This window comes from Pseudomonas sp. Seg1 (assembly GCF_018326005.1).
Classification (GTDB): Bacteria; Pseudomonadota; Gammaproteobacteria; order Pseudomonadales; family Pseudomonadaceae; genus Aquipseudomonas.
Genome location: NZ_AP021903.1, coordinates 4358947 through 4384812, shown reverse-complemented (window position 1 = coordinate 4384812; position 25866 = coordinate 4358947). Strand labels below are relative to the sequence as shown.

The following is a 25866-nucleotide window of genomic DNA, read 5'->3' as shown; positions in this document are numbered from 1 at the left end:
GCCAAACGGTCGCTGCGCTCCCACCCCGGATCAATCCCTCCGCTCAGCCTTCCGACGGGCGCTTAAGATCAAGAGCGGTACTCGAGCTAACGCTCATTGTGATGAGTGGTGAAGATCAAGAGCGGTACTCGAGCTAACGCTCATTTTGATGAGTGGTGAGAAGCGTGCGGTCGGCTTTGGTTTTGTGTTGGATTTGCCCCTCACCCCAGCCCTCTCCCCAAGGAGAGGGAGCCGATTTGCGAGCCTTTCAGAATCTGAGTTCGACTCGGTATTTCATGTTGTTAACGCGTGACCTAAATCATACCCAAAAAGCGAGATAAACCCGACATATGCCGGGCTACCTTGGCACAAACCGGGACCCCCCTGCAATTCCATTGCGCCCACCGCAACAAAAAAACGCCCCATCAGTCCTCGACCGACGGGGCGAACATATCCACCTGACGACGCGCCACCTCATCCTTGCGCACCGCCTTCACAATCTTATAAATCCACTGCAACGACACCGCATACTTCCGCGCCAGATCACTATGATTCGTCCCGTTGAACTCCTCAAAAATCTGCCGATCCCGCCGACTAAGCTTCCCCGCCAGCCCCATCGGAAAATAGACATTCTGCCCACCCCAATGCGCTGCCACCGACGACGAAACCAACCTGCTGCTCGACAGCCTCGAAGCCATGGTCCAAGACGCCGTCGCCGCGATCCCCGACGACGCCAGCGTCCAAATCATCGAAGCCGCCGGCAAAGCCGGCAGCGCCGACGTCTACCGCCAACTGCTCGAGTACTGCCGCAGCGAAATCAACGTCGCCATGCTCGGCCAAAACCAGACCACCGAAAAAGACAGCAACCGCGCCAGCGCCACCGCCGGTGCCGAAGTCACCCAAGACATCCGCGACGGCGACGCCAGCATCGTCGCCGCCGCACTCAACGCCTGCATCCGCCACGTCGTCGACCTCAACTTCGGCCCCCACATCGCTGCCCCCGACTACCACCTGTGGCAACAAGAAGAAATCGACAAAAGCCTCGCCCAACGCGACAAAGCCCTCACCGAATCCGGTGTCAAATTCAGCAACGCCTACTGGCAACGCACCTACAACCTGCAAGACGGCGACCTGCAACCACCACCAGCCACCACCGGTTCAGCCGCATTCGCCGAACCCACCACCAGCCTCGCACTCGACCAACTGGCCCTAGACCAAGCCATCAACAGCCTGCCGGCCGCCACCCTGCAACAACACACCGAACACGCCATCACGCCCCTGATCCAAGCCCTGCAACACAGCCACAACGACACCGACGCCTTAGGCCTGCTGGCCGAAGCCTACCCACACATGGACAGCCAAGCCCTCCCACAGCAACTGGCCCACCTCATCTTCATCGCCAACACCTGGGGCCACCTCAGCGCCACCGCCGACAAAGAAGACTGACATGGCCACCCAGACCCAACCCGTAAACCCCATCGACCTCAAAGCCGTTTTCGGCCTCGAACCCGCTAACGCCATCGCCTACCTCAAAGCCAAGGGCTACGCCATCACCTGGCACTGGCAAGACATGCTCGATCAAGCCCACGACCAAGCCTTCACCGTCGCCAAAGCCATGCACCTGGACCTGCTGTCCGACATCCGCGCCGCCCTCGAAACAGCCCTGCAACAAGGCCACACCCTCAAACAATTCACCAACAACCTCCAGCCGACCCTGCAAGACCAAGGCTGGTGGGGCAAACCCATCATCGTCGACAGCCAAGGCGCCGCCCAACCCGTCCAACTCGGCAGCCCACGCCGCCTCAAAACCATCTACCAAACCAACCTGCAAAGCGCCTACATGGCCGGTCGCAAAACCGCCATGGAACAAACCACCCAGACCCACCCGTACTGGATGTTCGTCGCCATCCTCGACAGCAAAACCCGCCCCAGCCACCGCGCACTCCACGGCCAGGTCTACCGCCATGACGACCCCATCTGGCAAACCATCTACCCACCCAACGGCTACAACTGCCGCTGCCGCGTCATCGCCCTGACCGAAGCCGCCGTCAAACGCAAAGGCCTGGCCGTCCAAACCAGCCAAAACCAATCCATCACATTCCGTCCTGACCCCGGCTTCAACCACGCCCCAGGCGCAGGCCTGACCCAAGCCTTAAAACAAAAACAAACCGTCACTCAAAACCACACCCATTGACCCACCCCAATTCCCTGTGGGAGCTGGCTTGCCAGCGATCGCGGCCTACCAGCCCACAAAATTTCCTTACCGGAACAAAAACCCAAAATGCTCACCATCGAAATAAACCAACAAAGTCTGCAACAAACCCTCAGCGAAATAGAATCGGCCGTCGGCGACCTCAACCCCCTGATGCAAACCATCGCCACTGAACTCGCCAGCCAGACCGAAGAAAACTTCGAACACGAAGGCCGCCCCCGATGGCCAGAACTCTCCGACGTCACCACCGAAAACCGAGCCAAACACGGCCACTGGCCGGGCCAGATCCTGCAGGTCAGCGCCGCAGGCCTTGCAGCCTCAATTACCACCCACACAAAGGCCAGCTCGGCCATGGTCGGTAGTAACAAACCGTATGCGGCGATGATGCAGTTTGGAGGAGACCAGGCAGACTTTCCGCAGCTGTGGGGTGACATACCGGCGAGGCCATATTTACCGATGGACAGCGAAGGCCACCTGCAACCGCAAGCCGAAAGTGCTGTTTTATTGCTGGCTCTCAGTTATTTAGAAAGCGCAGCGCTCGGCTGAAGGACAGGAGAAAAGAGAGGAAGGCAAATTTTACCTGACCTGTAGCTGGAGCAAGCCGCAGCCCTTCGGACTAAAAATATTCGCTATTAGCGAATATTTTTGACTTGTCGCGAAGCCTCAGTTAGCCTGCATCTGCGGTAAGGAGATCATCTCGCTGTTGTGAGGGCTTCGGTCCAGTGGAGGCTTGCCTCTAAACCCTTTCCCAAGCGCTTCGGCACCCGGCAGCACAGGGATCCGGAGACGCGGGGATACTGCTTCCGTGCGAGTCGGAAGCAGGTGCTCAGAAGGGGGGAAAAGCGTCGTTTGCTCCAATTTTCTATCCAGTTGCATGCGAGACCTTCTCAACGTCTGAGAGGGGCAACTGAGGTAAAACCCATGAAAATTGCAAAACCCGCCAAACGACGTCCGGTTGTTAGAAAACGAAAGATTGTTAAGTGGTTAAGGCTGATGATGTGTGTTGTACGTTTGGTCGGATTTTTGTTTCCTCTGATCGACAAACACTGGCCAAAGCTAATGGAAAATCTTCGTGAGCTCTTCTAATGCCTAACCCCCGCTGTTGTCACTTATTAATGAGGATGCTGTGATGCTGAACCAGGCATTACGCTTGATTCGAACCTACCACGATCTGTCGCAAACAGAGCTGAGTAAGGAGCTGGGAATCTCAAATTCCCACCTTTCCGAGCTAGAGTCAGGCAAAAAGCAACCGACTATCGAATTGCTAGGAAAGTACAGCAATCGTTTCGATATTCCGTTGTCATCAATACTGTTCTTTTCTGAGAATCTTGACGCGCCTAAGCCTTCGAACAGATTGCGCCTGGGAGTAGCAAAAAAAGTAATTCATCTTCTCGAATGGATTGAAAATAAAAATGAAGCCAAAGCGAGTAAAAAAGGCTAAGCAAGAGAAAAAGTCCTACGAGATATCACAAAGCGCGTTGTACAAAACCACTTCACGATCGAAGTTAGCAGCTATTCTCTCTCTCAGCATCCATGACCTTCTATGCAGCATAGGAGATTACAAACGCTTTGAGATGACTCCCAAACCTGACCCTTTCAAAATTGGCAAGCCACCTAAATCCCGATGGGTGCAAAAGCCTAAAGGAAAACTAATAGCCATTCACGAGCGTATTCTGAAGTTACTGCGCTGTGTCAAAGTGCCTGAATACATGCAATCAGCTTTAAAGGGAACATCATACAAGAGGAATGCCGAACAACATTTGAGCGGCTGCATGGTGGCGACGCTCGATATTAGCAATTTTTTTCGTTCCACTAAAAAGTCTCAGGTATTTAACTTCTTCAGGGATCGGCTTGAGTGCCCAGGTGATATCGCCAATCTTTATGCTGAACTCGTTACTTGTGATGACTGCATCCCGACGGGGAGCCCCTTAAGCCCTCTACTGTCGTTTTATTCTAACAAGCCATTATTTGACGAGCTGAGTGTCTTGGCGAAAAACTCAAACCTAAAATTTACTTGCTATGTTGACGACCTGACATTTTCGGGCGCTCGCATAACCCACGGGTTCCTATGGGAAGTCGAAAAAATAGTGAAAAAATATGGACATTTGACCGCGGCCAAGAAAACACGTCTTTTCGGCGCAGAGGTTCCCAAGCATATTACTGGCACCGTGGTTTCTGAAGGGGCATTGAGGGTCCCCAATGCTAGGTTTAGAAAAATGAGATTAATTAAACTGGCCCTCGAAGGAAAGCGCGATAGCTTTGGCCTTACCAAAACTCAGCTGGAGTACAAACTGGGTGGATTACTAGGTGAAGCAGCGTACCTTGATAACGATTTCAAATCGTTGGCTAATACGTACAATAGGAGCATTAGAGATATTAATTCGGCGTCACTTGGAGACGGTGAGTATCGACCGTCTCTGAAGGCCACAGACTTGATTGACGATAAATTCATCCCTCCATGGGAAACGGAACAAAGCCCCAGTAAATCTTAGGTAGCTTTCGTTAGCAAGACATGCTTTCAAAGCTAAAAATGCTTCAGCTGAACATTGTTACGCCGTTTCAGAAAGTGCATTTATTATCCTGCATTTCTAAAACATTCAGCTTGGCAAGGCAAGCACTTCCCACCGATCGACATCGTTAAATTGGTGTTCAATTAAAGTATTCTCCGTGGTGACTATCTCCATTTTGACTTGTTCTCTTTCCTCTAAGTCACAATACAAAACCGCCTCAACACCCGTATAAGTACTTGAGATTCTAGGTGCTTTCACCATTTGACCAAGCAGATTTATTTCCGGACGAATTTCATTTTGAAGAGTAATTCGCTGAACCTTATCATCTAAATCCTCAACTGAATAGCCATCATACCAATCGAAAGTCCCTCGACAGAGCATTGATGGAGCCCTTCGGCCAATGATTTTATTGTCTATTAGACGGGTGAGCTTTCTGAGAAAAACAATCACTTCCTCAGTAAAATTAATGTCCAACATAAATATGTTGTCTTCGCATTTCTCTGCAATTTTGCGGCACTGATCTATCATGGTTATAAAATAGGAAAAATGCTCTGCAAAACCATTTGATTCTGGGCTTTGCTTCGTATCTATTCGAACGAGTCGATTGGCCACCTCAAACTCTACAACGAAGCTGCCTTTTTCCAAGTATTGCAGTGCTTTTGTCAATCGCCCAAATAGTGGTAGTTCTAAAACATCAAGCCCTTGCCAAGCCTTAACGTCAATGCTCATATTCAGAAGGCTGCCACCATTATGTTCAAGTCTATGCTCAAACGTAAGAAAGCCACCAAGGCAACTTCCTTGAATTATGGTTCTTAATGTCCCGGAGGAGTACTCCGCGTCAAATGAATCAATAAAGTGTTCGTGTCCTTCTCCATCGCACGCGAATAGGTTTGCGTTGATTTTTTTCTTGATCCCACCTAGGACTATGCTTCCGACGCGATCTGTATCAAGTCGCTGGTGGATTGCCTCGAATAACTTGGAACCAGCAAATTCAAAATTCGAGCTCGGGATACTCAGTTCTCGCCCCTCTTCAAAAAATGCTCTTTCGGCCGCTTCAAAATCCTTAAGTTCATCAACACCACGGATGAGTAAATTAAATTTCGCGTCTGGCGCCACTGCGAATATTTCGTGACTTATTCCGCTCGCACTCTTATTAACCCGAACTTTGAATCGCGGGTCAATTTCAGACATGCCAGACTCATAGGTGCTTAGCATCTCATTGACAGGTGTTCCAAGGGGATCAGTAAATCGGTTGATATATCTTCCCAATATATCGACGGATTCGTCTTTTACTGCCGACTTTAGCTCTCGCTCTGTAAATGCCCGCTGATTAACCATTTGGTTAGCACGGATTTCGGCTTGTCGCTTCCACTCGCGAAGCAACTCAACAGGATATGGGGAGTCGTCTGCGTCCACGAGCCTCGAATGCGTCTGACACATCCAGATACCATTGCTGACGTCTCTACGCTCTGCGGCGCTTTGGTTCTGATCATAGCGAGGACCTCCTGGAGCCGCAGCGGTGATATGGCAAGCGACACCGATACTGAATGCTCCATCTAGGGACCCTTTGGCCCCGTGGGTATGAACAGAGCAATCAGGAAACGAGCAAACATTGCCTGCCATATCTCGGAGGGTTCGAATTGTCGATTCTAGAAAATCATCCCGGCGTCTTACCCGAACGACGCCAGATTTTGCCTTCTGCGTAGGGGGCTTTCCTCGCTTGCCAGTTCCCATTTACAACTTGCTCCTATTGGTCGATTTTTTTCGGTGCAATTAACACCTATTTCCTTCGAAAAGATGAAACACACCGTCAAAAAATTTGGCAAAGAAAATTCCTAGCAGGATCAAGCACCAGGAATCATTGCGTAAAACTCTAATAGTCTCACGCTGGGGCAATCGAGATCAGTACCCGTATGCCTGAGTCTGGTTGGGGGCGACGCAAACAAATGTCAGGTCATATCTCTTTGCGCGCGACGACCGCTCGATCAAGCAGTACCTCCCACCAAAAAATGTTTGACAGATGCCTACTTCCGACCAATAATCAAACTTCCGATGTCGGAAGTTTAGCGTTTCATAGTCGCAGCAGCTTCAAGCCTGAAGCTGAATATAGAGGTGATTTATGTCTGAATTTGAAGGTGTCGCTCCGGAGGATCGGGGCAAATTGGTACTGAAATGGCGGACCACGGTCGGCTGGAGTGTTGGTGAAACTGCGAAACACGTAGGAGTAAGCACCCGCACGATCTCGTCCGTAGAAAGCGGAGCTCAAGTCATGTCGGACTCCCGGTGGCGGCTGTTCGTACATGAGTTGCTCGCGGAGCTCGACCATGAAAACGAGCAAGTGGTGGTTGTCTTGAGCGAGCAACAGACGCCTCTTGACGTGGTCTCGAGCGGAAACTACGCGGGTTATGCAATAAGCGATGACGGTGCGACCGCGCTAATCGCGTCGTATGGCATTAACCGGCAATCTGGAGCTCCAGAGGTCCATCGCCAGCGTTTCCAAGTGAAATCGAATCCGCACGTAATTCGTGCAATCGAAAAATGGGAAGCTGCCAGCCAAGGGGCCGCGCAGGATCACGCTGCATTTCAGATGCAACGTTGGCTTATGCGTCGGGTACTTAAAGGTGAGCTGAACAACCCCAAATTGACGCAGCTTAAGGCTGCGATTAACGAAGCCAAAGGCGAGCTTGAGAAGGCCAGCGGCGAATCGGATGAAGTCCGTGCACAACTGGCGCGTAAGCTCGATTTGGCAATCGCGGATCTTATGGAGGCCGTCGCTCAGGCAACAAAAAATTAAACGGTGGTCGCTAGGCATGAAAAAGTGGTCGAGCCACAGAAGGCTCGACCACTTCTTATTCCGCGACACCAAGCGGTCGACAGCCGGCTTGGGAAGACTAAGACTTTGATATTCATCATGCACGGAGTATCGGTACTCGAATTGCGCATACACATCATTGACCAACACGCCTCTCAAGCGTTTTAAAGCCATCTATGCCTTAAAGGCTTCGGGTACGTGGGTTCGCCGACGAAAGCCATTCCTAAAGTCTTTATAAAACCGCACATCCCAATTCAGCGCTGAATTTCATGTACGCACCGCTTACCAGTCCCATTCTTCATGATCTACTTTGGGTTTTGGCACCCCCCAACAAATCGACCCCAGCTTTGCCGAACAACTCGCCGCCGGCCGCTACAAAAAAATCTCCGCCTCCTTCTACCACCCAACCGCGCCCAACAACCCCGTGCCCGGCGTCTACTACCTGCGCCACGTCGGCTTCCTCGGCGCCCAGCCGCCGGCCGTCAAAGGCCTGCGCCCCATAGAACTGGCCGAAGCCGAACCCGGCGTCATCCACTTCAGCGAAAGCGCCCCCGCAGCGCCGCCAGCACAACCCAGCCCCCAAACGCCCACAGCCAAGGTGCCCGACACCGACACCCTCCAGGCCGAAAACCAGCGCCTCAAAACCGAACTCGCCCAACGCGACCAAACCGCCCGCGCCGCCGCCCAACAAGCCATCAACACCACCAACGTCGCCTACGCCGAACAACTCGTCGCCGCCGGCATGAAGCCCCTGCACGCACCCGTCGTCATCGCCGCCCTCAACGCCGCCCAGTCCGGTGCAACACCGTTGCAGTTCGGTGAAGGCGAGCAGCGCCAACCGTTAGCCGAAGGCCTCAAAACCCTCTTCAAAGACCTCACTGGCGCCATCAGCTTCACCGAAGTCGCCACCCAACACCGCGCCAACAACAGCCCCAGCCCAACCACCAATCCCTTACTCGCCGACGCAGAAGCGCGCACGAAAAGGCAGGGCTAACCATGGCCACCTTCAACCAACCCAAAGACCTCGGCGACCTGCTACTCGTACAAGTAAGCCCCGGCTGGACCAAAGACCGCATCACGCTGCTGGGCGGCAGCGACTACGCCCTCGGCCAAGTCCTCGCCAACGTCGCCGGCAAATACCAGGCCCTCGACCCAGCCGGCACCGGCCCCGCCAAAAAAACCGTCGCCGTCCTCGCCGAACACATCGACGCCAGCGCCGGCGACACACCCGCCGTCGTCATCGCCCGCGGCGCCGTCCTCGCGCAGCCCGAACTCGTCTGGCCGCCCGGCATCACCGAGCCACAAAAAGCCGCCGCCCTCGACGACCTCAACGCCCAAGGCATCGTCGCCCGCGCCACCCTCTAACGGAGCCACCCCATGAACCTGCAAGACCTCTTCACCGTCGCCAACCTCACCGCCGCCGTCAACAAACTCCCGGCCATCCCCGGCAAAGTCGGCGCCATGGGCCTGTTCGACGAAAAAGGCGTCACCAGCACCAGCGTCATCATCGACGAGCGCGAAGGCCGCCTCGTCCTCGTGCCCAACACCTCACGCAACGACGACCCGGCCCCCGTCAAAGGCAACAAACGCAAACGCCGCACCTTCGAAACCCTGCACCTGCCCATCAGCCGGCCCATCCTGCCCAGCCAGTTACAAGGCATCGCCGCCTTCGGCCAAGAGAGCGCCACCGCGCCCATCGCCACCGTCATCAACGACCACCTGCAAGACCTCAAAAACAGCATCGAAACCACCCGCGAATTCCAGCGCGTCGGCGCACTGCGCGGCCAACTGCTCGACGCCGACGGCTCGCTGCTCTTCGACCTCTTCGACGAATTCGACGTCCAACAAAAAAGCGTCACCGTCGCCCTCGGCAGCCCCGGCACCAACGTGCGCAAAGCCTGCCTCGACGCCAAGCGCCACGCCGAATCCAAACTCGGCGGCGTCATGGTCACCGGCTTCCGATCCTTCTGCGGGCCCGACTGGTTCGACGCCTTCACCGACCACGCCAAAGTCAAAGAAGCCTTCGCCCACTACCAAGAAGCCCAAGACCGCATCGGTGGCGACCTTCGCAACGGCTTCACCTTCGGCGGCATCCAATTCATCGAATACGACGTCACCGTCAGCGGCCAACGCTTCATCCCCGCCGACGTCGCCCAAGTCTTTCCCGTCGCCCGTGGCGTCTTCCGGCTGTTCAACGCCCCGGCCAACTACAACGAAACCGTCAATACCCTCGGCCAGCCGTACTACAGCAAAGCCGAGCCGCGCAAGATGGGCAAAGGCTGGGACCTCGAAGCCCAAGCCAACCCCTTGGCCCTGTGCTTATTCCCCGAAGCCCTCGTTGAACTCAAGGCCGGCTGACCATGCGCTACTGCACCCGCGCCGACCTCGGCAACGCCATCCCGCTGATCACGCTCACCCAGCTCTCCAACGATGATCCGGCCGCCCGGCAGCCCGACGAAAACGTCATCACCAACAGCGTCCGCCAGGCCGAAGAACTCGTCGACGGCTACCCATGACCCCAACGCCCAACACCCAGACCGAACAACTCATGGACGCCATGCTCGGCCGACTACAAACCGACTTCGGCCACCAACTCATCGTCGAACGCTTCCCCGAAAACCCCCAGCAATACCGCCTCAACCACCCCCGCGGCGCCGTCCTGCTGGCCTACGGCAAATCCACCTTCGGCCACACCGAAAGCCTCGACGCCACCGTCCAGGCCCGCCAGATCGTCCTGCGCCTGACCCTCATCTTTCGCCAACTCAACGGCACCGACGGCGTCATCAGCCACCTCGACCAACTGCGCGCCAGCCTCACCGGGTGGGTGCCGCCACACACCGACCAAGCCTGCCGTCCGCTCTCCGAACACTTCATTGGCCACAGCAACGGCGTCTGGCAATACGCCCAGGACTACGCCACCCGCCAAGGACGAATAACCCATGCCCGCCAACTACCTGCACGGCATCGAAACCACCGAAATCGAGCGCGGCCCGCGTCCTATCCGCGTCGTCAAATCCGCCGTCATCGCCCTGATCGGCACCGCGCCCACCGGCCCCATCAACGAACTGACCCTGTGCCTCAACGACACCCACGCCATCCAGTTCGGCCCACACACCCTGGGCCACAGCATCCCCGAAGCCCTGCAAGGCATTTATGACTTCGGCGCCGGCACCGTACTCGTCGTCAACGTCCTCGACCCGGCCATCCACCACAGCACCGTCACCGGCCGCAAACAGTTCGCCGACAACAACCAACTGCAACTCGAACACACCGCGCTGCAACAACTGCAACTCATGCCCGCCGAAGGCACCGACGCCTACCTGCAGGGCACCGACTACACCGTCTCAATGTCCACCGGCCTCATCACCCGACTGGCCACCGGCACCATCCCCGCCAACGCCCCCATCAAGGTCAACTACACCTACACCGACCCCGCCAAAGTCAGCGCCGCCGACATCATCGGCGGCATCAACCAAGCCGGCCGACGCACCGGCCTCAAAGCCTTCCAAGACAGCTACAACCGCCTGGGCTTCTTCCCCAAACTCTTCATCGCCCCAGGCTTCAGCACCCTCAAACCCGTCACGGCAGAACTCACCGTCGCCGCCAGCCAAGTCGGCGGCGTCGCCTACATCGATGCGCCCATCGGCGCCACCGTCCAACAAGTACTCGCCGGGCGCGGTGCGGCCGGCGACATCAACTTCAACACCAGCAGCGATCGCGTGCGCCTGTGCTACCCCCACGTGCGCGTCTACGACGCCGCCAGCAACGGCGAACGCCTGCAACCGCTGTCCATCCGCGCCGCCGGCCTGCGCGCCAAAATCGACAACGACCACGGCTACTGGTGGAGCAGCTCCAACCAGCCACTGCTCGGCGTCATCGGCCTCGAACGCCCATTAACCGCACGCATCGACGACCCCCACAGCGAAGTCAACCTGCTCAACGAAAACGGCATCACCACCGTCTTCAACGCCTACGGCACTGGCCTGCGCCTGTGGGGCAATCGCACCGCCGCATGGCCCGGCGTCACCCACATGCGCAACTTCGAAAACGTGCGCCGCACCAAAGACGTCGTCGACGAATCCATCCGCTACAGCGCCCTGCAATTCGTCGACCAGCCCATCACCACCGCGCTCATCACCAGCCTCACCGAAAGCGTCAACCTGTTCCTGCGCAAACTCATTGGCGACGGCGCCCTGGTCGGCGGCGAATGCTGGTACGACCCGGCGCGCAACCCCAGCACCGAACTCGAACAGGGCCACGCACTGTTCAACTACAAACTCACCGTGCCGCTACCGTTCGAACGCGGCACCTTCGAAACCGAAATCACCGGCGACTACCTCGTCAACCTGGGGACCGTATAAATGGCAGGCTTCAGCGCACACCGCATCTCCAACGCCAACCTCTACCTCGATGGCGCCAGCTACTTTGGCAAGTGTGAAGAGATCGACTTGGGCACCATCAAAACCGTCATGAGCGACTTTCAAGGGCTGGGCATGGTCGGGCTGATCGAACTGCCGGATGGCATCGATAAGCTGGAAGGGAAAATCACCTGGAACAGCCTGTATGTCGAAGCCGCCAGAAAGCTGGTGACGCCGTTCAAAACTGTGCAGTTGCAGTGCCGGTCAAACGTGCAGGTGTTCAACAACGGCGGTCTGGTGAACGAGGTGCCATTGGTGACGACCATGACCATCACCGGGAAGGAGTACCAGTTGGGCACGCATAAACCGCGGGATCCGACGAAGTACGAGACGCCGTTTTCGGCGACGTATGTGCGGCAGATGATCAATGGTGAAGAGGTGGTTTTGCTGGATTATTTGGCGAATATTTTTCGGGTGGGGGGTGAGGATCAGTTGGGGAGGTACAACAGGAATCTAGGGATTTCCTGATTATCATCCAGTGAAAGCCGCTCGATTAAGCGGCTTTCCCAACGGGTGATATGGCATCACTGTTTAGTCTCGACGGCGGTATTCATCACCGCCTCGAATGGTAATCAATTGAGTAGAAATGTACGGGCCATTGTCATCTTTAAAGTCCCAGTCTTGAGGAGGTGGATCGACTGGATCGCGTCTCCAGAGATCGAAGTCATCCAAGTCTGCCAAGTCAAAACGCGCCATAAACTCCCAGATAAAGTCCGGTCCCTTTGAGTCGTTTGGATCAATCCGGAGCTTAAGCCTGCGCGCGAGCCACCAATCGCTTTCATCGAACCAACGCAAAAAAACTGGTTCGCAAAGAAAATATTCCTGCAGGCGCGAAACAAAATCGCTGAAATATTCAAACTTATCGAGCAGCGAGTACACAATATAAGAAGCGGAAGCAGTACTTGCCGAAGTCACACGGGCCTGTTCATTGTAGCCACTCATATTCACCTTCCAGTATTTCCCCCGCAGATCGTTCACCATTTTGGTCCAAACACAATTTACGGCAGAGGCCCCCGTTTTCACCTCGCGCCCCATCGTAGGTGCAGATCCAGATACCATGCTGATAACAGCATCCAAGTAAGAGTCGGGAGGAGTAAGCTCAACTTTTGTCTTACCCACAGGCCAGCCAACCTGCAGTGGACCCACGGGGGCAGTTGCGACGGGCCAAGTTCCTTTCGCCATTAACAAAAAACTCGCACAATCACGTAGCCCATAACTTTGGCCGGTGGTACTGCTGCCGAGCTGATAAGTACCAATCGGATTTCCTCGGTTAACGCCGGGGAACAACGTAATGTTTTTATGCCGGTTGCAGGTTTCAAACAGCAGGCGTTCTTTCCGTGTCGATTTTCCGCCAGGCAACTCGTTGTACTTAATCGCGATTTTGGCCTGAATTAGCATCGCCTGCTCACGCTGCAGCAAACCACTAGGCGATTCCCAGCGCACGCAAAGGAGCAGGTCGGCCAACTCACACTGTGGTTTTTTGCCACCCGGTAGATGACCTTTAGGGCTGAATTCTGCCTGCGGTGTTCCATCGACCCAAATGGACTGTACCCGTACCTCAGCAAAACGACCTTCGGCAGCCAGCCGTGCCTTTATCTCCAGCGCCAGTGCATCGATGTTGTCTTGCTCGTGCAGGTACATCAAAAACCAGCGTTCAAGAGCCCATTTGCCTGTGAAGCTCTTTATTCGGTCAGTCCATGCCGACCAATCGTATTGCTTCATACCTGACGTCCTGACTGTCGAGTTGAAGTTCAGATGAAATCTGTATTGGTGATAGAAATCAAGTTTCTAGCAGGTTTTTGATAGGCACGAAAGCGTCGTTATGCTCTTGGCAAAAAAACGACTGCAATTTTGATGACAGTGATCGCTGCTATATGGTATGAGTAAGGTCGCTGTGTTTGTGCTTTCTACACCCCCCATTTATTTAAACTCCGCACCCTATAACAGGCTGCCAATTTAAATAAAAACTATAACTGCTCATCGGATCACTACCAATGCAATCGGATGCAACCCAAGCAAAGCCTGAAGAAAAAAGTCATAAGACACTTTATAAATACAGAGCTGCCAGCGATAGAACCGAAGACATAATAACAAAGAAATCAATCTGGCTAGCAAAGCCAGAAACATTGAATGATCCGCTTGAATGTCAAATCAAGCCTATAACACCTCAAAAACTAAGAGAGCATGCGCGAGAAGTAAAAAGTGCGCAAGCTTCGGGATTCATTATGCATGCCTTTATGAGGAAAAAAAGCGGATCCTCTTTATATGGCCGCAGTGGGAAGGAGCTTAAATATTTACTCAACAGAATAAAATCAGCTAAAACCTTTGATAAAAAATATCAAATAATATGCGACTTTCATCAGGAAGTAGGGGTAGCCGGATTTAGCTCACCTGATGGATACTTCAACTCCCTGTCCAAACTCCTTAATGAAGTTGGCATATTTAGTTTAACTGAAGATCCAGCCAACACATTGATGTGGTCACACTACGGAGATAGTCACCGCGGAATCGCGATTGGTTTCGACGTGGTAGATGGGTCAGATCTGGCTGATGTTGAAAAATGCCGAAACGTAGTCTATTCAGATGAGCTAAGTGAGTTCTCATTTGAAAGGGGGTTTAGCGCATCTACTACGTTTTATGCTAATGACAAACCAAAATCATTTATTTCATTTAATGATGAACAGGTTCAGCGGGCGTTCTTCTCAAAAACTAACGACTGGGCTTATGAAAAAGAGTGGCGATATATAAGGAAGGCAGCAGGCTCTTACGATCTTCCGGCGCCGATATGTGAAGTGATTTTCGGAGCAAAGTGCCCAGCCGAAACCAGAGATAGATACCGTGATATTGTCTCAGTTTCGCTAGGCAAAGAAGTGAAGTTTCGAGAAGCTATTTTTTTACCCGGCACGACCGCAATAGAAGTCAGGGACTGTTGAAATCTGCCCCCCCTTAACTAAAAGTCTTAGGGGGGCACTCAACAGCGAAAGTCATGAACAACGCAAGTTAGGATGATGAATTATGCTTTAATTATAACTATAGATAGTGCTGCCATGCTACCAACGGCCACCATGCTCACCAAAGTGCTCAACTTACCTCGTCCGCCATATAACGCCTTCATCCCTAACTCACTATTTCTTCCCGAGAACCTAAAGCAGCCACCCAAAAAAAGCAACACGACAGTAGCTCCTGGCAAGTGGCGCGATGCGTAATCGTTAATGATAATTACCAAGTCCTCATTCAACTTCCAGTGCCATAATCCATACACAATACCTGTAAGGCACAGACTCAGCCAAAATCCAAAAGCAGCTGTTGTCACTAAGAAATACTTAAATGGCGGATTAGAAAGTTCCGGTAGCCATCTTCGGATTAAAGAGATAGCTCCTTTGTGATATGCCCAGCGGAGGAACGCTATCGCGTACAAAAATGAAACAGTAACAATGAAGCCACCCCAAAAATATCTCCCCTCGGTTTCGTGAAGTCGATACATCAGATCTGCACATGACTGTGCGGAATTTTCCTTACTCGCTTCCCGCCAAAATAACCATTGATAGATAGACTGAAACGCAGGAGCCATTACACCTGCCACCAATAAAGGAGTATGCAACAAACCAGGAAGTTTCGCATAAGCAGGCTGAGGTTGTTTTGGCTCCTTAATAAAGGCCAGTGGGCGAATAAACATTGGCCCCAGCATTAGCAGAGCATAGGATGTTGCTTTACTTGTGCGCAATAAACGCCAAATTTTCCGAAATGAAAACTGCATAATTTTCCAGTTTAATCAAGGTACTTGGTGCGAACTTTTATCAAATTAAGATCGTTTCCAACAACACTCGCTTATAGCTATAAATTTTTTCACCCCCAACGCACCACGTTCATTACGAGCTTTCGAGCCGGGTTTCATCAGTGCCAAAACTACTGCCTCACGACTGGCTTCATACATAGCGAAAGCATCGAACTCCGAATCGAGCAAAACTAGCAGCACGACATCAAAGGATTTATCCAAGTCAATACTTCCCAAGCGACCATTCAGTTTGGTTTGATTAGAGACGCATCGCCCTTTGATCTGAATCTGCACTTCGTGCCCATTCCGCAATATGGTAGCGTCGTGCCCCGCATGTCTAGCGCAATGCAAAGTCAATCCCAGCTTCGTGGCGGCTTCGTATTCAGCCACCTCACCAGTGATCCCTAATGGTTTTCCGGTAAGCAAATAAAAGCGTCGGGCGAGGATTTTGGCTTCACGCAAGACGTCAAGAATTTCGGCATCTACACCTGCGAGATGAGGTCGAATCTCAGTAGCACGATCGCACTCGATATTCCTCGCCGACATACCTAACTCTCCTTATTTTTTATTCAAACTGGCGAGACGCGCGTAACCCTTCAGATGCACCAACGCAGCCGACTCAACAGGCAACCCACTTAACTCAGTCGATCGCGCGTCACCGTTGGGCAAGTAGACCGTCAACGTGTCCCCGAACACGCTGTAGGTACCCCAGCGCACCGAGGTCCCCTATGCGCGAACTCCCTAAACCCGAATTCATCAAAATCGACCCCGCCGTACTAGAAGCAGAACTCATCGCCCGATACGAACAAAAATCCGGCAAAACCCTATACCCGGCCCAGATCGAACGCCTGTACATCGACCAGATCGCCTACGCCGTCTCCCGGTTGCAGATGAGCATCCAGCACGCCGGCGAACAACTCCTGGTGCGCTTCGCCCGCGGTCCCATCCTCGACTACCTCGGCGAGTTGGTCGCCACACCGCGCCTGCTGGCAAAAGCCGCCCGGTGCACATTGCGCTTCAACCTGCCGGCAAAACCACCCCAGCCGGTGTTGATTCCGACCGGCACACGGGTCAGTACCCAAGATGCCAAACTGACCTTCATCACCGATCGCGATGTGACCATCCCCTCTGACCAAACACACGTGACCGTCACGGCAACATGCCTGACCGTCGGCGAGCAAGGCAATGGCTGGACCATCGGCCAGATCAACGTGCTGGGCAACTCGCCAGTCGCCGCGTTGACGGTCAGCAACACCACAACAACCGCTGACGGTGCCGCACACGAAAATGACGAGCACTACCGCGAACGAATCATCTTGGCCCCGGAAGCCTTCAGCAATGCTGGCAGCCGCGCGGCGTACCGCTACCACACACTGGCTGTACATCAATCCATCATCGACGTCGCCGTTCACGGCCCAGACGAAGGTCAACCGGACGGTCATGTCGCGCTGTATGCGCTGACCCTCGACGGTCTGCCAACAGACTCACTGCTTCAAGACATCACGCGCCAGATCAGCGGCGAAAAGCTGCGTCCTCTGTGCGACACCGTCAATGCACTGGCCCCTGTCGAAGTCAGCTTCCAAATCAAAGCAAACCTGACGTTCTACGCAGCCGTCGACCGCGGCGCAACAATGGCTGCGGCCCAAGCGGCTGCCGACGCTTACGCGCAAGAATGCAGCGCCACACTCGGTCACGATCTGGTCCCAGAGCAACTGACCGCCGCGCTGCAAGTCCCCGGCGTTTACCGTGCAGACCTGACAGTGCCGCAGAAAATTCGCGAGTTAAGCGGCAACGAATGGGCCCACTGCACCTCAATCGAATTGACCGATGCCGGGGTGGCCCATGGCTGACTCATTGCTGCCCCCCGCATTGGCCGGCGATGAACGTTTCACACTGCTGAGCGAACTGCTCGACCAATCATTGGCCAAGCTCGACATCAATACCATGCTGGTCTACCTGATCGACTTGGTGCAGCCCAAATTACTGCCACACTTGGCCGACCAATTCTCATTGCTCGACGAAGCCGCCTGGCAACTCGCCGAGTCCGAACACGCCAAACGCAACCTCATCAAAAACGCCATCGAACTGCACCGATTCAAGGGCACTCCTTGGGCGATTCGAGAAGTCATCCGCCTACTGGGTTTTGGTGAGGTCAGTCTTCAAGAGGGGCCTGCAACACAGCCCGATATTGAACAGAGCAAAAAGCCGATCTGGCCGCTGTACCGCGTCATCCTCAAACGCCCGGTCACCAACGACCAAGCGGTGCTCCTGCGCCGCGTCCTCCTATCCGTCGCACCGGCACGTTGTCGCCTGGTCTCGCTCGACTATCAGTCCGTAGCGATCCGCTACAACGCAGTCGCCCGTTACGACGGCCAATACAACCACGGAAGCAGCTAATGGCCGACCTACCCGAAGCCAATCAATGGACGCCCGGCGTCTACCAGATCGAAACCTCCGACCCCGTCGTCGGCGGCCCGGACGGCGTCACCAACCTCCCAATAAAACAACTGACCAACCGCACGCTGTGGCTCAAAGAAAAAATCGAATCACTGAAAACCATCACCGACAAAGTGATCCAGGCCACCGAGCGAGCCGCCGGCATTGCGCGCATCGCCTCACAAAACGCCGTCAAAGCCGGAACAGAGACCAATACAACTGTGACGCCCAAAACGCTCGCCAGTCTTTACCCGTTCCGTGGGCGCGCCGTTTTTTTTACCCCCGGCACCCACGTCTGGGACGTGCCTTCGGGCGTCACTCAAGCATGGGTCGTCGTCATTGGCGGTGGCGGCGGTGGCGCTCGGTCCAAAACATTACCCGGACCCTCAGGTGGGTCGGGCGCTGGCGTCGCTAGAAAGCTCGTCGACTTACGCGGCATTGCCTCGGTAACCATCACTGTAGGCGCGGGCGGTAAGGGGGCGTCCGATATCGACACCAAAGGAGGAGACGGCGGCACGACTCTTTTCGGAACGTTTGTCTACGCGACCGCTGGAAGGGGCGGAATGCTCGATGGTCAAGCGCCACATGGGGGCACCGGCTACGGGGGAAATGAAAACGATTGCATCGGCGTCGCGGGTCACCCTGTCGGCAACGCTTCAAACACCGGTTTTCTAGGAGGTGCCGGCGGGGGCGGCGAGTCAGGAGCCTCTTCGGACGATACCCGCAAACCCATTACGCCAGGACACGGAGGTGGCGGCCGCACCTCCAGCGCAGCACCGGATGGCGCTGACGGACGGGTAACCATTCAATGGTGAAAGTTACGCGCGGGCGAACAGCCGCGGAACTGTTTCTTATGCACCGATCAGGGGCTTCCGACACACCCTACAACGGCTGGCCCACAGCCAAAGGGACATAAACATGCAAGACATTCGCTGTGGCCAGTGCCACCGCAAACTCGCCACCGCGCGAGGCTTCACCGACCTACAAATCAAGTGCCCGCGCTGCCGGACACTCAACCACCTGAAGGCCCCGAGCCTCCTATCCGAATGCCCTGAGCATCTGCCCACACGAGCGCAGACATGCCCCAGCCCACCATCGGAAGCCTGTTCGCAGGCATAGGAGGATTTGATGCAGGATTCGAAAACGCAGGCTACCGCACCGCCTGGCAAGTGGAACTCAACCCCACCAACCGGGCTGTCCTTACCGACCGATTTCCACACGCCACCCAGCACGAAGACGTACGCCACTGCGGCGCCCACAACCTCAGCCCCGTCGACGTCATCACCGCAGGGTTTCCCTGCCAAGACATCAGCATCGCCGGCAGCCGCCCCGGCAACCAAAACACCCGGGGCCTACGCGGCGAACGCAGCGGCCTGTTTTGGCAAGTCATACGCATCCTCCAAGAGACACAACCTCGCTGGGTGGTGCTTGAGAACGTCGTTAACCTGCTCGCTATCAACGATAGCCAAGACTTTGAAACAGTCATCCGGGCCCTTGCGGACAGCGGGTATGTGGGATGCTGGCGAGTGCTTAATGCTCAATATTTCGGAGTCCCCCAACAACGTCGTCGAATATTCCTGGTCGCAGGTCATCAACGAATGCCCCCCATCGAGCTGCTGGCTGACGCCGCGCCAGTGGAAGCAATACCTCCAGCGTCTCAGTCGCAGCAATGGCCACGCCCCGCGGATGCATGGGCTGCCAATACTTTATTGGCAAACAAAGCCGGCTCCCAAATCGCTATGGGCTGTACCACTTTCGTCGCTCACCCGAACGGATGGCATCAGATGGCTGAGCGGCAGCGAGCGTCTGAACATGATGGGCTTTGCCTCGGACTGGATGCGTCCAACCTTGCAGAAGCTTTCGCTGCCGGAAACGCCGTCGTCCCGCAAATCGCCCAATGGATCGCCGAAAAACTAATAAAAGCCAACTAACCCCACCAGCGGGAACCCAGTTCCCGCTACCATCCTGCAATTCCATTGCACCCAGTGCAAAAGAATCCACCTACAAATACCGCGCGCTAAGGCCCAAGCTTTACGCGCGCGGCATCATCATGTCGGCGTAGCTCTCCCAAACACCTCGGTCAGTCCCCTCTCCCTCCGGGAGAGGGCTAGGGTGAGGGGTTCTTGATTTGGCTCTTGATTTGGCTCTTGATTTGGCTCTTGATCTGGCTGTTGATCCTGCTCTTGATCTTCAGCCCCATCGGCAGGCCGAGCGGAGGTGTTCATCCGGGGTCGGCGCGCAGCGCCGTTTGGCGAAGCCAAACACATCGAGAGGAGGTGCAGCGAAGCAAACCGGAGGCGATGCCCCCGGATGGACGCCGTAGCGAGGGAACACTGAGCCTAGGCGAAGTGCCGTACGTCAGGGAGCAGCCCTTTTGGTTACTTTTGGGGCGTTTGCCAAAAGTGACCCGCCGTAAGGGCGGAACCCTAATCAGCAACACCCGCAGCACCGGATATGCTCACAACCCCAAACCCCAAACCCCAAACCCCCCAACGATTCAGACCCTCAACACCTTCCCACCAATAGCCACCGCCACCAGCAACACCGCCATCAGCCCAAAAGCAAAACTCAAACTGCTCGCATGCGCAACAAACCCAATCACCGCCGGCCCCGCCAGAATCCCCGCATAACCCAACGTCGTAATCGCCGGCACCGCAATACTCTCCGGCATCACCGTCTGCTTGCCCACTGCCGTATACAGCACCGGCACGATATTCGAGCATCCCGCACCGACCAGCGCATAACCGACCAGCGCGGCTTCCCAGCTCGGCGCGAACGTCGCCAGAAACAGCCCGGCCGCGGCCAACAGACCGCCAAACAAAATGATCCGCGTCGCACCGACAATCCGCACAATCCGGTCACCCATCAAGCGCCCAGCCGTCATGGTCAGGGCAAATGCCGCGTAACCCAACCCCGCATACGCCGTGTCGATCCCACGTTCCTGCGCCAGAAACACCGCACTCCAGTCCAGCGCCGCGCCTTCGGTGAGGAACACGATGAAGCACATCCCACCGATAAACAGCACGATGCCGTGAGGCACCGCGAACGCCGGGCCCGAGCTTTCACTGCCGTAGGGCAACATGTGCGGCACGCATTTGAACAACGCGGCAATCAGCACGGCCACCACCACCAGCATCGCACCCAGCGGTGACAGGCCGAGGCCGAGCAGGGCACTCACGCCCGCCGCGCCGACAATCCCGCCCAGACTGAACAAGCCGTGAAAGCCCGACATCATGTTCTTGCCGCTGGCGCGCTCGACGATCACCGCTTGCAGGTTCACCGTCGAATCCACCGTGCCGAGCCCGGCGCCGAACATGAACAGCGTGGCGATCAGCGCCGGGATCGACGACACCGTCGCCAGCAATGGCAACGCCGCGCAGATCAGCAAGGTGCCACCGGTGGCGACCCGACGACAGCCGAACCGGGTCGCAAGAATCCCCGCCATGGGCATCGCCAGAATCGAACCGACCCCCAGACACAAAAGCAACAGACCCAACGTGCCCTCATCGAGCCCGGCCCGGGCCTTGGCGTACGGCACCAGTGGCGCCCACGCGGCAATGCCGAGTCCGGCGATGAAGAAGGCGATGCGCGTAGACATCTGTTGCAGGCGTCCGGGGACGAAGGTGTCTTGGGAAGTGAGGCTGGTCATATCAATCCTTGGCAAAAAACATCGCGTCCCCGAAGGACAGTGATTGTGCGTCGAGGTTCGATCGCAGGTCTCGGGGCTGTGCAGTCGACATCCTAACCTGTGGGAGCGAGCCTGCTCGCGAAAGCGGTATTTCAGTCAGAAAAAATGTTGCCTGACCCCGCGCTTTCGCGAGCAGGCTCGCTCCCACAAGGGATTGCGTTTTACAGTGGCGCCTTTGGATATTCGAAAACGAGAGCCGGTTCATGACGCAGTTCTACAACGCACGGGGCAATATCTATGGCGTGGTTTCGCCCGAAGCGCTGCGCGGGGCAGGTATCGATCTGGCCGCGAGTGCCGCCGCTTGCGCGTCATTGCGACAAACGTGGAGCCATTTGGCCGTAGCACTCTGCTGTGACTGGCCCGAAGGTCAACGGCCCGCGAACAGCAAATCCCACCGCAGTGACGGCCTGCTGATCGGCCCTTTCCAGACCTCGCCGCCCTTTGACGTGTTGATCGTCAACACCGACGGCACGCTTGCCGAGCGCAGTGGCAACGGCCTGACGATTTTTTCTCAGGCGCTGACCGAGCAAGGTTTACTGCCGGAGGAGGGCGCACTGTTGCGCGTGCATCATGACAAGGGTCAACCGGTGGAGACCTCGGTGAAACCTGCCGAGGTAGAAGGGATGAAAGGTTTTTGGCTGGATCTCGGTCAGCCCGGTTTCGGGCCGTTTTGCGTGGGCGCGCAGAACGTCGAAAGTGTCGACTTAAACGGTCGGGAGGTGAGTCATGTGCAACCCTTGGCGCAACTCGATCCCGCATGGACCCACAGCCAGTTCGTACGCATCGGCAATCCGCATTGCGTGACACTGCTCGGCGACAAGACCGCGTTGCCCACTAACGAGAGAATGCGTGAATCACCACTGAACGAAGACCTGACCCGAATCGCCTACGCCATGCCGACCGGCGCCGGACAACCCTGCCCGGCGGGCATCAATCTGCAATGGGCCGTGCGCGAATCAAAGCAACGTATCGTCGCGCGTGTGTTTGAGCGCGGCGAAGGCCCGACGGCGTCCTCCGGCACCAGCGCCAGCGCAGTGGCCTCGGCCGCGTGGCGGGTCGGTTGGGTCGATGCAGGAGAGGTGCAGGTTGTAATGCCCGGTGGCACTGCGCCGATTTTGCTTGAGGAAGAGCAGGGAGAATTAGTGCGAGTCAGATTATTCGGTACGGCTCAGCTCATGAGCTGAACTCCAGGCCGCCATCGCTGGCAAGCCAGCTTCCCACAGGGTTTGTATTGAACATGGGCTTCCTGTCCATCACAAATCATTGTGGGAGCTGGCTTGCCGGCGATAAGGCCGTAAGCCCCGACAACATTTTCAGCTCAGATTGGTACTGAACTCCACCACCGGCATCTGCCGCTTCATCAACACCTCACCACCGCGAATCGAATACAGCGGCAGGCCCTGGCTGCGGATCACCTCGTAATCGCTGTCCGCCGACAGAATCAGCAGGTTCGCCGGGCGGCCCTGTTCCAGCCCGTAACGCTCGCCCAGGTGCATGGCTTTGGCGCTGTTGTCGGTCACCAGATCCAGCGCACTTTGCAGGTTGCGGTAGCCGAGCATGTGGCAGATGTGCAGCCCGGCTTCGAGCACGCGCAGGATGTTGCCGTTGCCCAGCGGGTACCACGGATCGACGATGGAATCCTGGCCGAAACACACGTTCATCCCGGCTTCGAGCAGCTCGTTGACGCGGGTCACGCCACGGCGTTTTGGGAAGTTGTCGAAGCGTCCTTGCAGGTGAATGCTCTCGGTCGGGCAGGACACAAAACTGATCCCGGAATGGCCGAGAAGACGGAACAGTTTTGCGCAGTAGGCGTTGTCGTAAGAGCCCATCGCCGTGGTGTGGCTGGCGGTGACGAGGGCGCCCATGTCACGGCTGCGCGCTTCTTCGGCGAGCACTTCGAGAAAGCGTGAATGCGGATCATCGGTTTCGTCGCAATGCACATCGACCAGGCAACCGGTGCGTTCGGCCAGGTCCATCAGGAACTTCACCGAGCTGACGCCTTGATCACGGGTGTATTCGAAATGCGGGATCCCGCCAACCACGTCGGCGCCCATGCGGATCGCTTCTTCCATCAGCTCACGGCCGTTGCGGAACGACTCGATGCCTTCCTGCGGGAACGCGACGATTTGCAGGTCGATCAGGTGACGGCTCTCCTCGCGCACTTCGAGCATGGCTTTGAGTGCGGTGAGTTGCGGGTCGGTGACATCGACATGCGTGCGCACATGCTGGATACCGTGGGCGGCCAGGGTCTGAATGGTTTTCTTGGCGCGGGTCTTGGTGTCTTCTTCGGTGATGGTGACCTTGCGCTCGCCCCAGCACTCGATGCCTTCGAACAGCGTGCCGCTCATGTTCCAGCGCGGTTCGCCGGCGGTGAGGGTGGCGTCGAGGTGGATGTGCGGTTCGACGAAGGGCGGCACTACCAGGTTGCCGCTGGCGTCGAGGTCGTCTGGGCCCAGGGTAGGGGCTTCGGTCTGGCGGGCGATGCTGCGGATCAGCCCGTCTTCAAGGTGCAATTCGTGCAAACCGTCCTGGTTGCGCAGTCGGGCGTTGATGATGTGCATCAGGCGAATCCTTCTTATAGGTCTTGTAGTGGCGCGCTGGCGCGGCGGGCGCCGAGCAGGCCGGTGACGATGACATACGTTAGCGCGGCAGCGGCAATGCCTACCAGCGGCGCGACCCACGGCGAACTGAACGCGGCAACCGTGCCGACCCCGTAAGCTCCGAGTCCCGGCCAGTTGAACGCCGGCAGCCGTGCGTCGGCCAGGCGTGGGTAGTGGCCGCGCCAGCGGTAGAAGAAGTCGGCCATGATCACCCCGCCAATCGGTGGAATCACCGTACCAAGCAAAATCAGATACGGCACCAGCATGTCGTACATGCCCAACAAGGCGAGCAGGGTGCCGATCACCGCGCCAGCGAGGGTCACCGTTTTTCGTCTCCCAGTGCGCAGCAGATTGCAGCCAGCGACGGCGAAGTTGTAGATGGTGTTGTCTTGGGTGCTCCAGATGTTCAGCAACAACATTGCCATCGCGGCCATGGCGAAACCTTGCAGCAGCAACACTTCAACCACATCCGGCTGCTGATAGACGATGGCGCCGTACGCGCCGATCAGCACCATCAAACCGTTGCCGATAAAGAAACCGATCAGGCTGGCCAGCACCACCACCCGCGCCGAGCGCGAGAAACGCGTCCAATTGGTCGCTTGCGTGGCTCCGCTGACAAAGGTGCCGAACACCAGGGTGATCGCGGTCGACCAGTCCAGCGAACCGCTCGGCACGACGCTGAGCAAACCTTCGAAGCCACCGACCTTCACCGTCGCCACCCACATCGACAGCATCAGCAGCAACATCATCGCTGGTACCGCGATATACGACAGAATCTCCAAACCACGATAACCGACGTACGCCGTGGCGCAGAACACCAGGCCAAAGAGCACCATCAGGCCGAGCACGGTGCCTTCATCCAGATCAAAATATTTGCCGAGCACGACCGCTGCCGTCGCGGTGCCCCAGGCGTACCAGCCGATCTGGGTGAAGCCGAGGATCAGGTCACTGAGCTTGCTGCCGACCTCACCGAAGCAGAAACGCCCCATCAGCACCGAGTTGAGGCCGCTTTTGAAAGCGATGTAACCCAAACCTGCCGCGTACAAACCTAGCAGCAGATTGCCGACGATGATCACCGCCATCATCTCGCCGAAACTGAAGGCCACGCCGAGCTTGCCGCCGGCAAACATGGTCGCGGTGAAAAACGTGAATCCCAGTAACACCATGGCGGTCGAGGCCAGGCCTTTTCGCGCGTGCATCGGGACTTCGCTGAGGGGGTAATCGTTGCCGGGATCGTTCTGCGTCATGGGGCGGTCCTTTGCGGGAGAGGGAAGACGCGGGGGAGGTTGCAGTGGTCGTGCCAAACCGGGAGTTGCGGGTATGTATAGACGAGACAGCGATATTCGGCCCGAAAGCAGTGCACTTGAACACACAGAAGCACCATGCAGGAGCTGCCAAAGGCTGCGATCTTTTGGTTGATCGTTCCCACGCTCCGC

General features: G+C 56.2%; 27 protein-coding genes and 1 pseudogene. 20 read left to right on the top strand and 8 right to left on the bottom strand.

From position 1 onward, the window contains the following. Positions 1–404 precede the first annotated feature (404 nt). Positions 405–677, bottom strand: coding sequence for a Mor transcription activator family protein (locus KI231_RS19650; protein ID WP_249412058.1), 273 nt, complete (start codon positions 675–677; stop codon positions 405–407). Between KI231_RS19650 and KI231_RS19645 the strand changes: the two genes are divergently transcribed. The 5 genes from KI231_RS19645 to KI231_RS19625 all read left to right on the top strand — a co-directional run bounded on the left by KI231_RS19645 (position 676) and on the right by KI231_RS19625 (position 4683). Beyond that, positions 676–1425: a phage portal protein family protein gene (locus KI231_RS19645; protein ID WP_249412057.1), complete on the top strand. Its 750-nt coding sequence runs from the start codon at positions 676–678 to the stop codon at positions 1423–1425. The genes KI231_RS19650 and KI231_RS19645 overlap by 2 nt on opposite strands. A 1-nt stretch (position 1426) precedes the next feature. Further along, the gene (locus KI231_RS19640) at positions 1427–2173 is read left to right on the top strand and encodes a phage head morphogenesis protein (RefSeq protein WP_213026084.1); all 747 of its coding nucleotides are present in this window, start codon (positions 1427–1429) and stop codon (positions 2171–2173) included. An 87-nt stretch (positions 2174–2260) separates the two neighbouring features. Continuing rightward, positions 2261–2737 (top strand): phage virion morphogenesis protein, encoded by a 477-nt coding sequence (locus KI231_RS19635; protein WP_213026083.1) that lies wholly within the window; start codon positions 2261–2263, stop codon positions 2735–2737. A gap of 583 nt (positions 2738–3320) precedes the next feature. Further along, entirely contained in the window at positions 3321–3632 is a 312-nt protein-coding gene (locus KI231_RS19630; protein ID WP_102902394.1) for a helix-turn-helix transcriptional regulator, read from the top strand. Continuing rightward, the gene (locus KI231_RS19625; protein WP_213026082.1) at positions 3604–4683 is read left to right on the top strand and encodes a reverse transcriptase family protein; all 1080 of its coding nucleotides are present in this window, start codon (positions 3604–3606) and stop codon (positions 4681–4683) included. Before KI231_RS19630 ends, KI231_RS19625 begins: the two co-directional genes overlap by 29 nt. 105 nt (positions 4684–4788) lie before the next feature. Here the strand turns inward: KI231_RS19625 and KI231_RS19620 are convergent, their stop codons facing one another. After that, positions 4789–6117: a hypothetical protein gene (locus KI231_RS19620; RefSeq protein ID WP_212809740.1), complete on the bottom strand. Its 1329-nt coding sequence runs from the start codon at positions 6115–6117 to the stop codon at positions 4789–4791. A 703-nt stretch (positions 6118–6820) separates the two neighbouring features. Between KI231_RS19620 and KI231_RS19615 the strand changes: the two genes are divergently transcribed. The 8 genes and pseudogenes from KI231_RS19615 to KI231_RS19580 all read left to right on the top strand — a co-directional run bounded on the left by KI231_RS19615 (position 6821) and on the right by KI231_RS19580 (position 12399). After that, the gene (locus KI231_RS19615; RefSeq protein WP_212809737.1) at positions 6821–7495 is read left to right on the top strand and encodes a hypothetical protein; all 675 of its coding nucleotides are present in this window, start codon (positions 6821–6823) and stop codon (positions 7493–7495) included. A 328-nt stretch (positions 7496–7823) separates the two neighbouring features. Next, positions 7824–8507 (top strand): peptidase, encoded by a 684-nt coding sequence (locus tag KI231_RS19610; RefSeq protein WP_212809734.1) that lies wholly within the window; start codon positions 7824–7826, stop codon positions 8505–8507. Between the two features lie 2 nt (positions 8508–8509). Beyond that, a complete protein-coding gene (locus tag KI231_RS19605; protein WP_212809732.1) occupies positions 8510–8878 on the top strand; it encodes a head decoration protein in 369 nt (122 codons plus the stop codon). A 12-nt stretch (positions 8879–8890) separates the two neighbouring features. Further along, the gene (locus tag KI231_RS19600; protein ID WP_212809729.1) at positions 8891–9871 is read left to right on the top strand and encodes a major capsid protein; all 981 of its coding nucleotides are present in this window, start codon (positions 8891–8893) and stop codon (positions 9869–9871) included. Between the two features lie 2 nt (positions 9872–9873). After that, positions 9874–10029: a phage protein Gp36 family protein gene (locus KI231_RS19595; protein WP_249412056.1), complete on the top strand. Its 156-nt coding sequence runs from the start codon at positions 9874–9876 to the stop codon at positions 10027–10029. Further along, positions 10026–10400: pseudogene (locus KI231_RS19590) on the top strand (Gp37 family protein); the annotation flags it as partial. The gene KI231_RS19595 and the pseudogene KI231_RS19590, both read left to right, overlap by 4 nt. A gap of 52 nt (positions 10401–10452) precedes the next feature. Beyond that, positions 10453–11874, top strand: coding sequence for a phage tail sheath subtilisin-like domain-containing protein (locus KI231_RS19585; RefSeq protein WP_212809726.1), 1422 nt, complete (start codon positions 10453–10455; stop codon positions 11872–11874). Then, positions 11875–12399, top strand: coding sequence for a phage major tail tube protein (locus KI231_RS19580; protein ID WP_212809723.1), 525 nt, complete (start codon positions 11875–11877; stop codon positions 12397–12399). A gap of 63 nt (positions 12400–12462) precedes the next feature. Here KI231_RS19580 and KI231_RS19575 read toward each other — a convergent pair whose 3' ends face one another. After that, positions 12463–13653, bottom strand: coding sequence for a hypothetical protein (locus KI231_RS19575; RefSeq protein ID WP_212809720.1), 1191 nt, complete (start codon positions 13651–13653; stop codon positions 12463–12465). 272 nt (positions 13654–13925) lie between these two features. Between KI231_RS19575 and KI231_RS19570 the strand changes: the two genes are divergently transcribed. Continuing rightward, positions 13926–14864 carry a DUF2971 domain-containing protein gene (locus tag KI231_RS19570; protein ID WP_212809718.1) on the top strand — a complete coding sequence of 313 codons (939 nt, stop codon included), beginning with the start codon at positions 13926–13928 and terminating at the stop codon, positions 14862–14864. A gap of 80 nt (positions 14865–14944) precedes the next feature. Here the strand turns inward: KI231_RS19570 and KI231_RS19565 are convergent, their stop codons facing one another. Then, positions 14945–15688, bottom strand: coding sequence for a hypothetical protein (locus KI231_RS19565; protein WP_212809716.1), 744 nt, complete (start codon positions 15686–15688; stop codon positions 14945–14947). A 45-nt stretch (positions 15689–15733) separates the two neighbouring features. Continuing rightward, positions 15734–16252 (bottom strand): DUF6998 domain-containing protein, encoded by a 519-nt coding sequence (locus tag KI231_RS19560; RefSeq protein WP_249412055.1) that lies wholly within the window; start codon positions 16250–16252, stop codon positions 15734–15736. Positions 16253–16434: 182 nt separating this feature from the next. Here KI231_RS19560 and KI231_RS19555 point away from each other — a divergent pair, with 182 nt between their 5' ends. From KI231_RS19555 to KI231_RS19535, 5 genes are all read left to right on the top strand, one after another. After that, positions 16435–17556, top strand: coding sequence for a baseplate assembly protein (locus KI231_RS19555; protein WP_212809714.1), 1122 nt, complete (start codon positions 16435–16437; stop codon positions 17554–17556). After that, the gene (locus tag KI231_RS19550) at positions 17549–18103 is read left to right on the top strand and encodes a phage tail protein I (RefSeq protein WP_212809712.1); all 555 of its coding nucleotides are present in this window, start codon (positions 17549–17551) and stop codon (positions 18101–18103) included. The genes KI231_RS19555 and KI231_RS19550 overlap by 8 nt, the downstream gene beginning before the upstream one ends. After that, the gene (locus KI231_RS19545) at positions 18103–18957 is read left to right on the top strand and encodes a glycine-rich domain-containing protein (protein WP_212809710.1); all 855 of its coding nucleotides are present in this window, start codon (positions 18103–18105) and stop codon (positions 18955–18957) included. Before KI231_RS19550 ends, KI231_RS19545 begins: the two co-directional genes overlap by 1 nt. Positions 18958–19060: 103 nt before the next feature. Continuing rightward, positions 19061–19261, top strand: coding sequence for a Com family DNA-binding transcriptional regulator (locus KI231_RS19540; RefSeq protein WP_212809708.1), 201 nt, complete (start codon positions 19061–19063; stop codon positions 19259–19261). Beyond that, entirely contained in the window at positions 19222–20073 is an 852-nt protein-coding gene (locus tag KI231_RS19535; RefSeq protein WP_212809706.1) for a DNA cytosine methyltransferase, read from the top strand. Before KI231_RS19540 ends, KI231_RS19535 begins: the two co-directional genes overlap by 40 nt. A 566-nt stretch (positions 20074–20639) precedes the next feature. Here KI231_RS19535 and KI231_RS19530 read toward each other — a convergent pair. Next, a complete protein-coding gene (locus tag KI231_RS19530; RefSeq protein ID WP_212809704.1) occupies positions 20640–21791 on the bottom strand; it encodes an MFS transporter in 1152 nt (383 codons plus the stop codon). A 242-nt stretch (positions 21792–22033) separates the two neighbouring features. Here KI231_RS19530 and KI231_RS19525 point away from each other — a divergent pair, with 242 nt between their 5' ends. Further along, positions 22034–23014 (top strand): diaminopimelate epimerase, encoded by a 981-nt coding sequence (locus KI231_RS19525; protein ID WP_212809702.1) that lies wholly within the window; start codon positions 22034–22036, stop codon positions 23012–23014. A gap of 129 nt (positions 23015–23143) precedes the next feature. Here the strand turns inward: KI231_RS19525 and codA are convergent, their stop codons facing one another. Together codA and codB are read right to left on the bottom strand one after the other, a co-directional pair. After that, positions 23144–24391 carry a cytosine deaminase gene (gene codA, locus KI231_RS19520; RefSeq protein WP_212809700.1) on the bottom strand — a complete coding sequence of 416 codons (1248 nt, stop codon included), beginning with the start codon at positions 24389–24391 and terminating at the stop codon, positions 23144–23146. Positions 24392–24405: 14 nt separating this feature from the next. Further along, positions 24406–25677, bottom strand: a complete 1272-nt coding sequence (gene codB / locus KI231_RS19515) for a cytosine permease (protein WP_212809698.1) — start codon at positions 25675–25677, stop codon at positions 24406–24408. Between the last annotated feature and the right edge of the window lie 189 nt (positions 25678–25866).

Coding starts and splice junctions, on each gene's coding strand:
- KI231_RS19540 (WP_212809708.1), top strand. CDS start 19,061: ATGCAAGACATTCGCTGTGGCCAGTGCCACCGCAAACTCGCCACCGCG.
- KI231_RS19560 (WP_249412055.1), bottom strand. CDS start 16,252: ATGTCGGCGAGGAATATCGAGTGCGATCGTGCTACTGAGATTCGACCT.
- KI231_RS19580 (WP_212809723.1), top strand. CDS start 11,875: ATGGCAGGCTTCAGCGCACACCGCATCTCCAACGCCAACCTCTACCTC.
- KI231_RS19595 (WP_249412056.1), top strand. CDS start 9,874: ATGCGCTACTGCACCCGCGCCGACCTCGGCAACGCCATCCCGCTGATC.
- KI231_RS19565 (WP_212809716.1), bottom strand. CDS start 15,688: ATGCAGTTTTCATTTCGGAAAATTTGGCGTTTATTGCGCACAAGTAAA.
- KI231_RS19555 (WP_212809714.1), top strand. CDS start 16,435: ATGCGCGAACTCCCTAAACCCGAATTCATCAAAATCGACCCCGCCGTA.
- KI231_RS19600 (WP_212809729.1), top strand. CDS start 8,891: ATGAACCTGCAAGACCTCTTCACCGTCGCCAACCTCACCGCCGCCGTC.
- KI231_RS19635 (WP_213026083.1), top strand. CDS start 2,261: ATGCTCACCATCGAAATAAACCAACAAAGTCTGCAACAAACCCTCAGC.
- KI231_RS19530 (WP_212809704.1), bottom strand. CDS start 21,791: ATGACCAGCCTCACTTCCCAAGACACCTTCGTCCCCGGACGCCTGCAA.
- KI231_RS19585 (WP_212809726.1), top strand. CDS start 10,453: ATGCCCGCCAACTACCTGCACGGCATCGAAACCACCGAAATCGAGCGC.
- KI231_RS19640 (WP_213026084.1), top strand. CDS start 1,427: ATGGCCACCCAGACCCAACCCGTAAACCCCATCGACCTCAAAGCCGTT.
- codB (WP_212809698.1), bottom strand. CDS start 25,677: ATGACGCAGAACGATCCCGGCAACGATTACCCCCTCAGCGAAGTCCCG.
- codA (WP_212809700.1), bottom strand. CDS start 24,391: ATGCACATCATCAACGCCCGACTGCGCAACCAGGACGGTTTGCACGAA.
- KI231_RS19570 (WP_212809718.1), top strand. CDS start 13,926: ATGCAATCGGATGCAACCCAAGCAAAGCCTGAAGAAAAAAGTCATAAG.
- KI231_RS19545 (WP_212809710.1), top strand. CDS start 18,103: ATGGCCGACCTACCCGAAGCCAATCAATGGACGCCCGGCGTCTACCAG.
- KI231_RS19535 (WP_212809706.1), top strand. CDS start 19,222: ATGCCCCAGCCCACCATCGGAAGCCTGTTCGCAGGCATAGGAGGATTT.
- KI231_RS19605 (WP_212809732.1), top strand. CDS start 8,510: ATGGCCACCTTCAACCAACCCAAAGACCTCGGCGACCTGCTACTCGTA.
- KI231_RS19615 (WP_212809737.1), top strand. CDS start 6,821: ATGTCTGAATTTGAAGGTGTCGCTCCGGAGGATCGGGGCAAATTGGTA.
- KI231_RS19550 (WP_212809712.1), top strand. CDS start 17,549: ATGGCTGACTCATTGCTGCCCCCCGCATTGGCCGGCGATGAACGTTTC.
- KI231_RS19575 (WP_212809720.1), bottom strand. CDS start 13,653: ATGAAGCAATACGATTGGTCGGCATGGACTGACCGAATAAAGAGCTTC.
- KI231_RS19630 (WP_102902394.1), top strand. CDS start 3,321: ATGCTGAACCAGGCATTACGCTTGATTCGAACCTACCACGATCTGTCG.
- KI231_RS19650 (WP_249412058.1), bottom strand. CDS start 677: ATGGCTTCGAGGCTGTCGAGCAGCAGGTTGGTTTCGTCGTCGGTGGCA.
- KI231_RS19645 (WP_249412057.1), top strand. CDS start 676: ATGGTCCAAGACGCCGTCGCCGCGATCCCCGACGACGCCAGCGTCCAA.
- KI231_RS19525 (WP_212809702.1), top strand. CDS start 22,034: ATGACGCAGTTCTACAACGCACGGGGCAATATCTATGGCGTGGTTTCG.
- KI231_RS19625 (WP_213026082.1), top strand. CDS start 3,604: ATGAAGCCAAAGCGAGTAAAAAAGGCTAAGCAAGAGAAAAAGTCCTAC.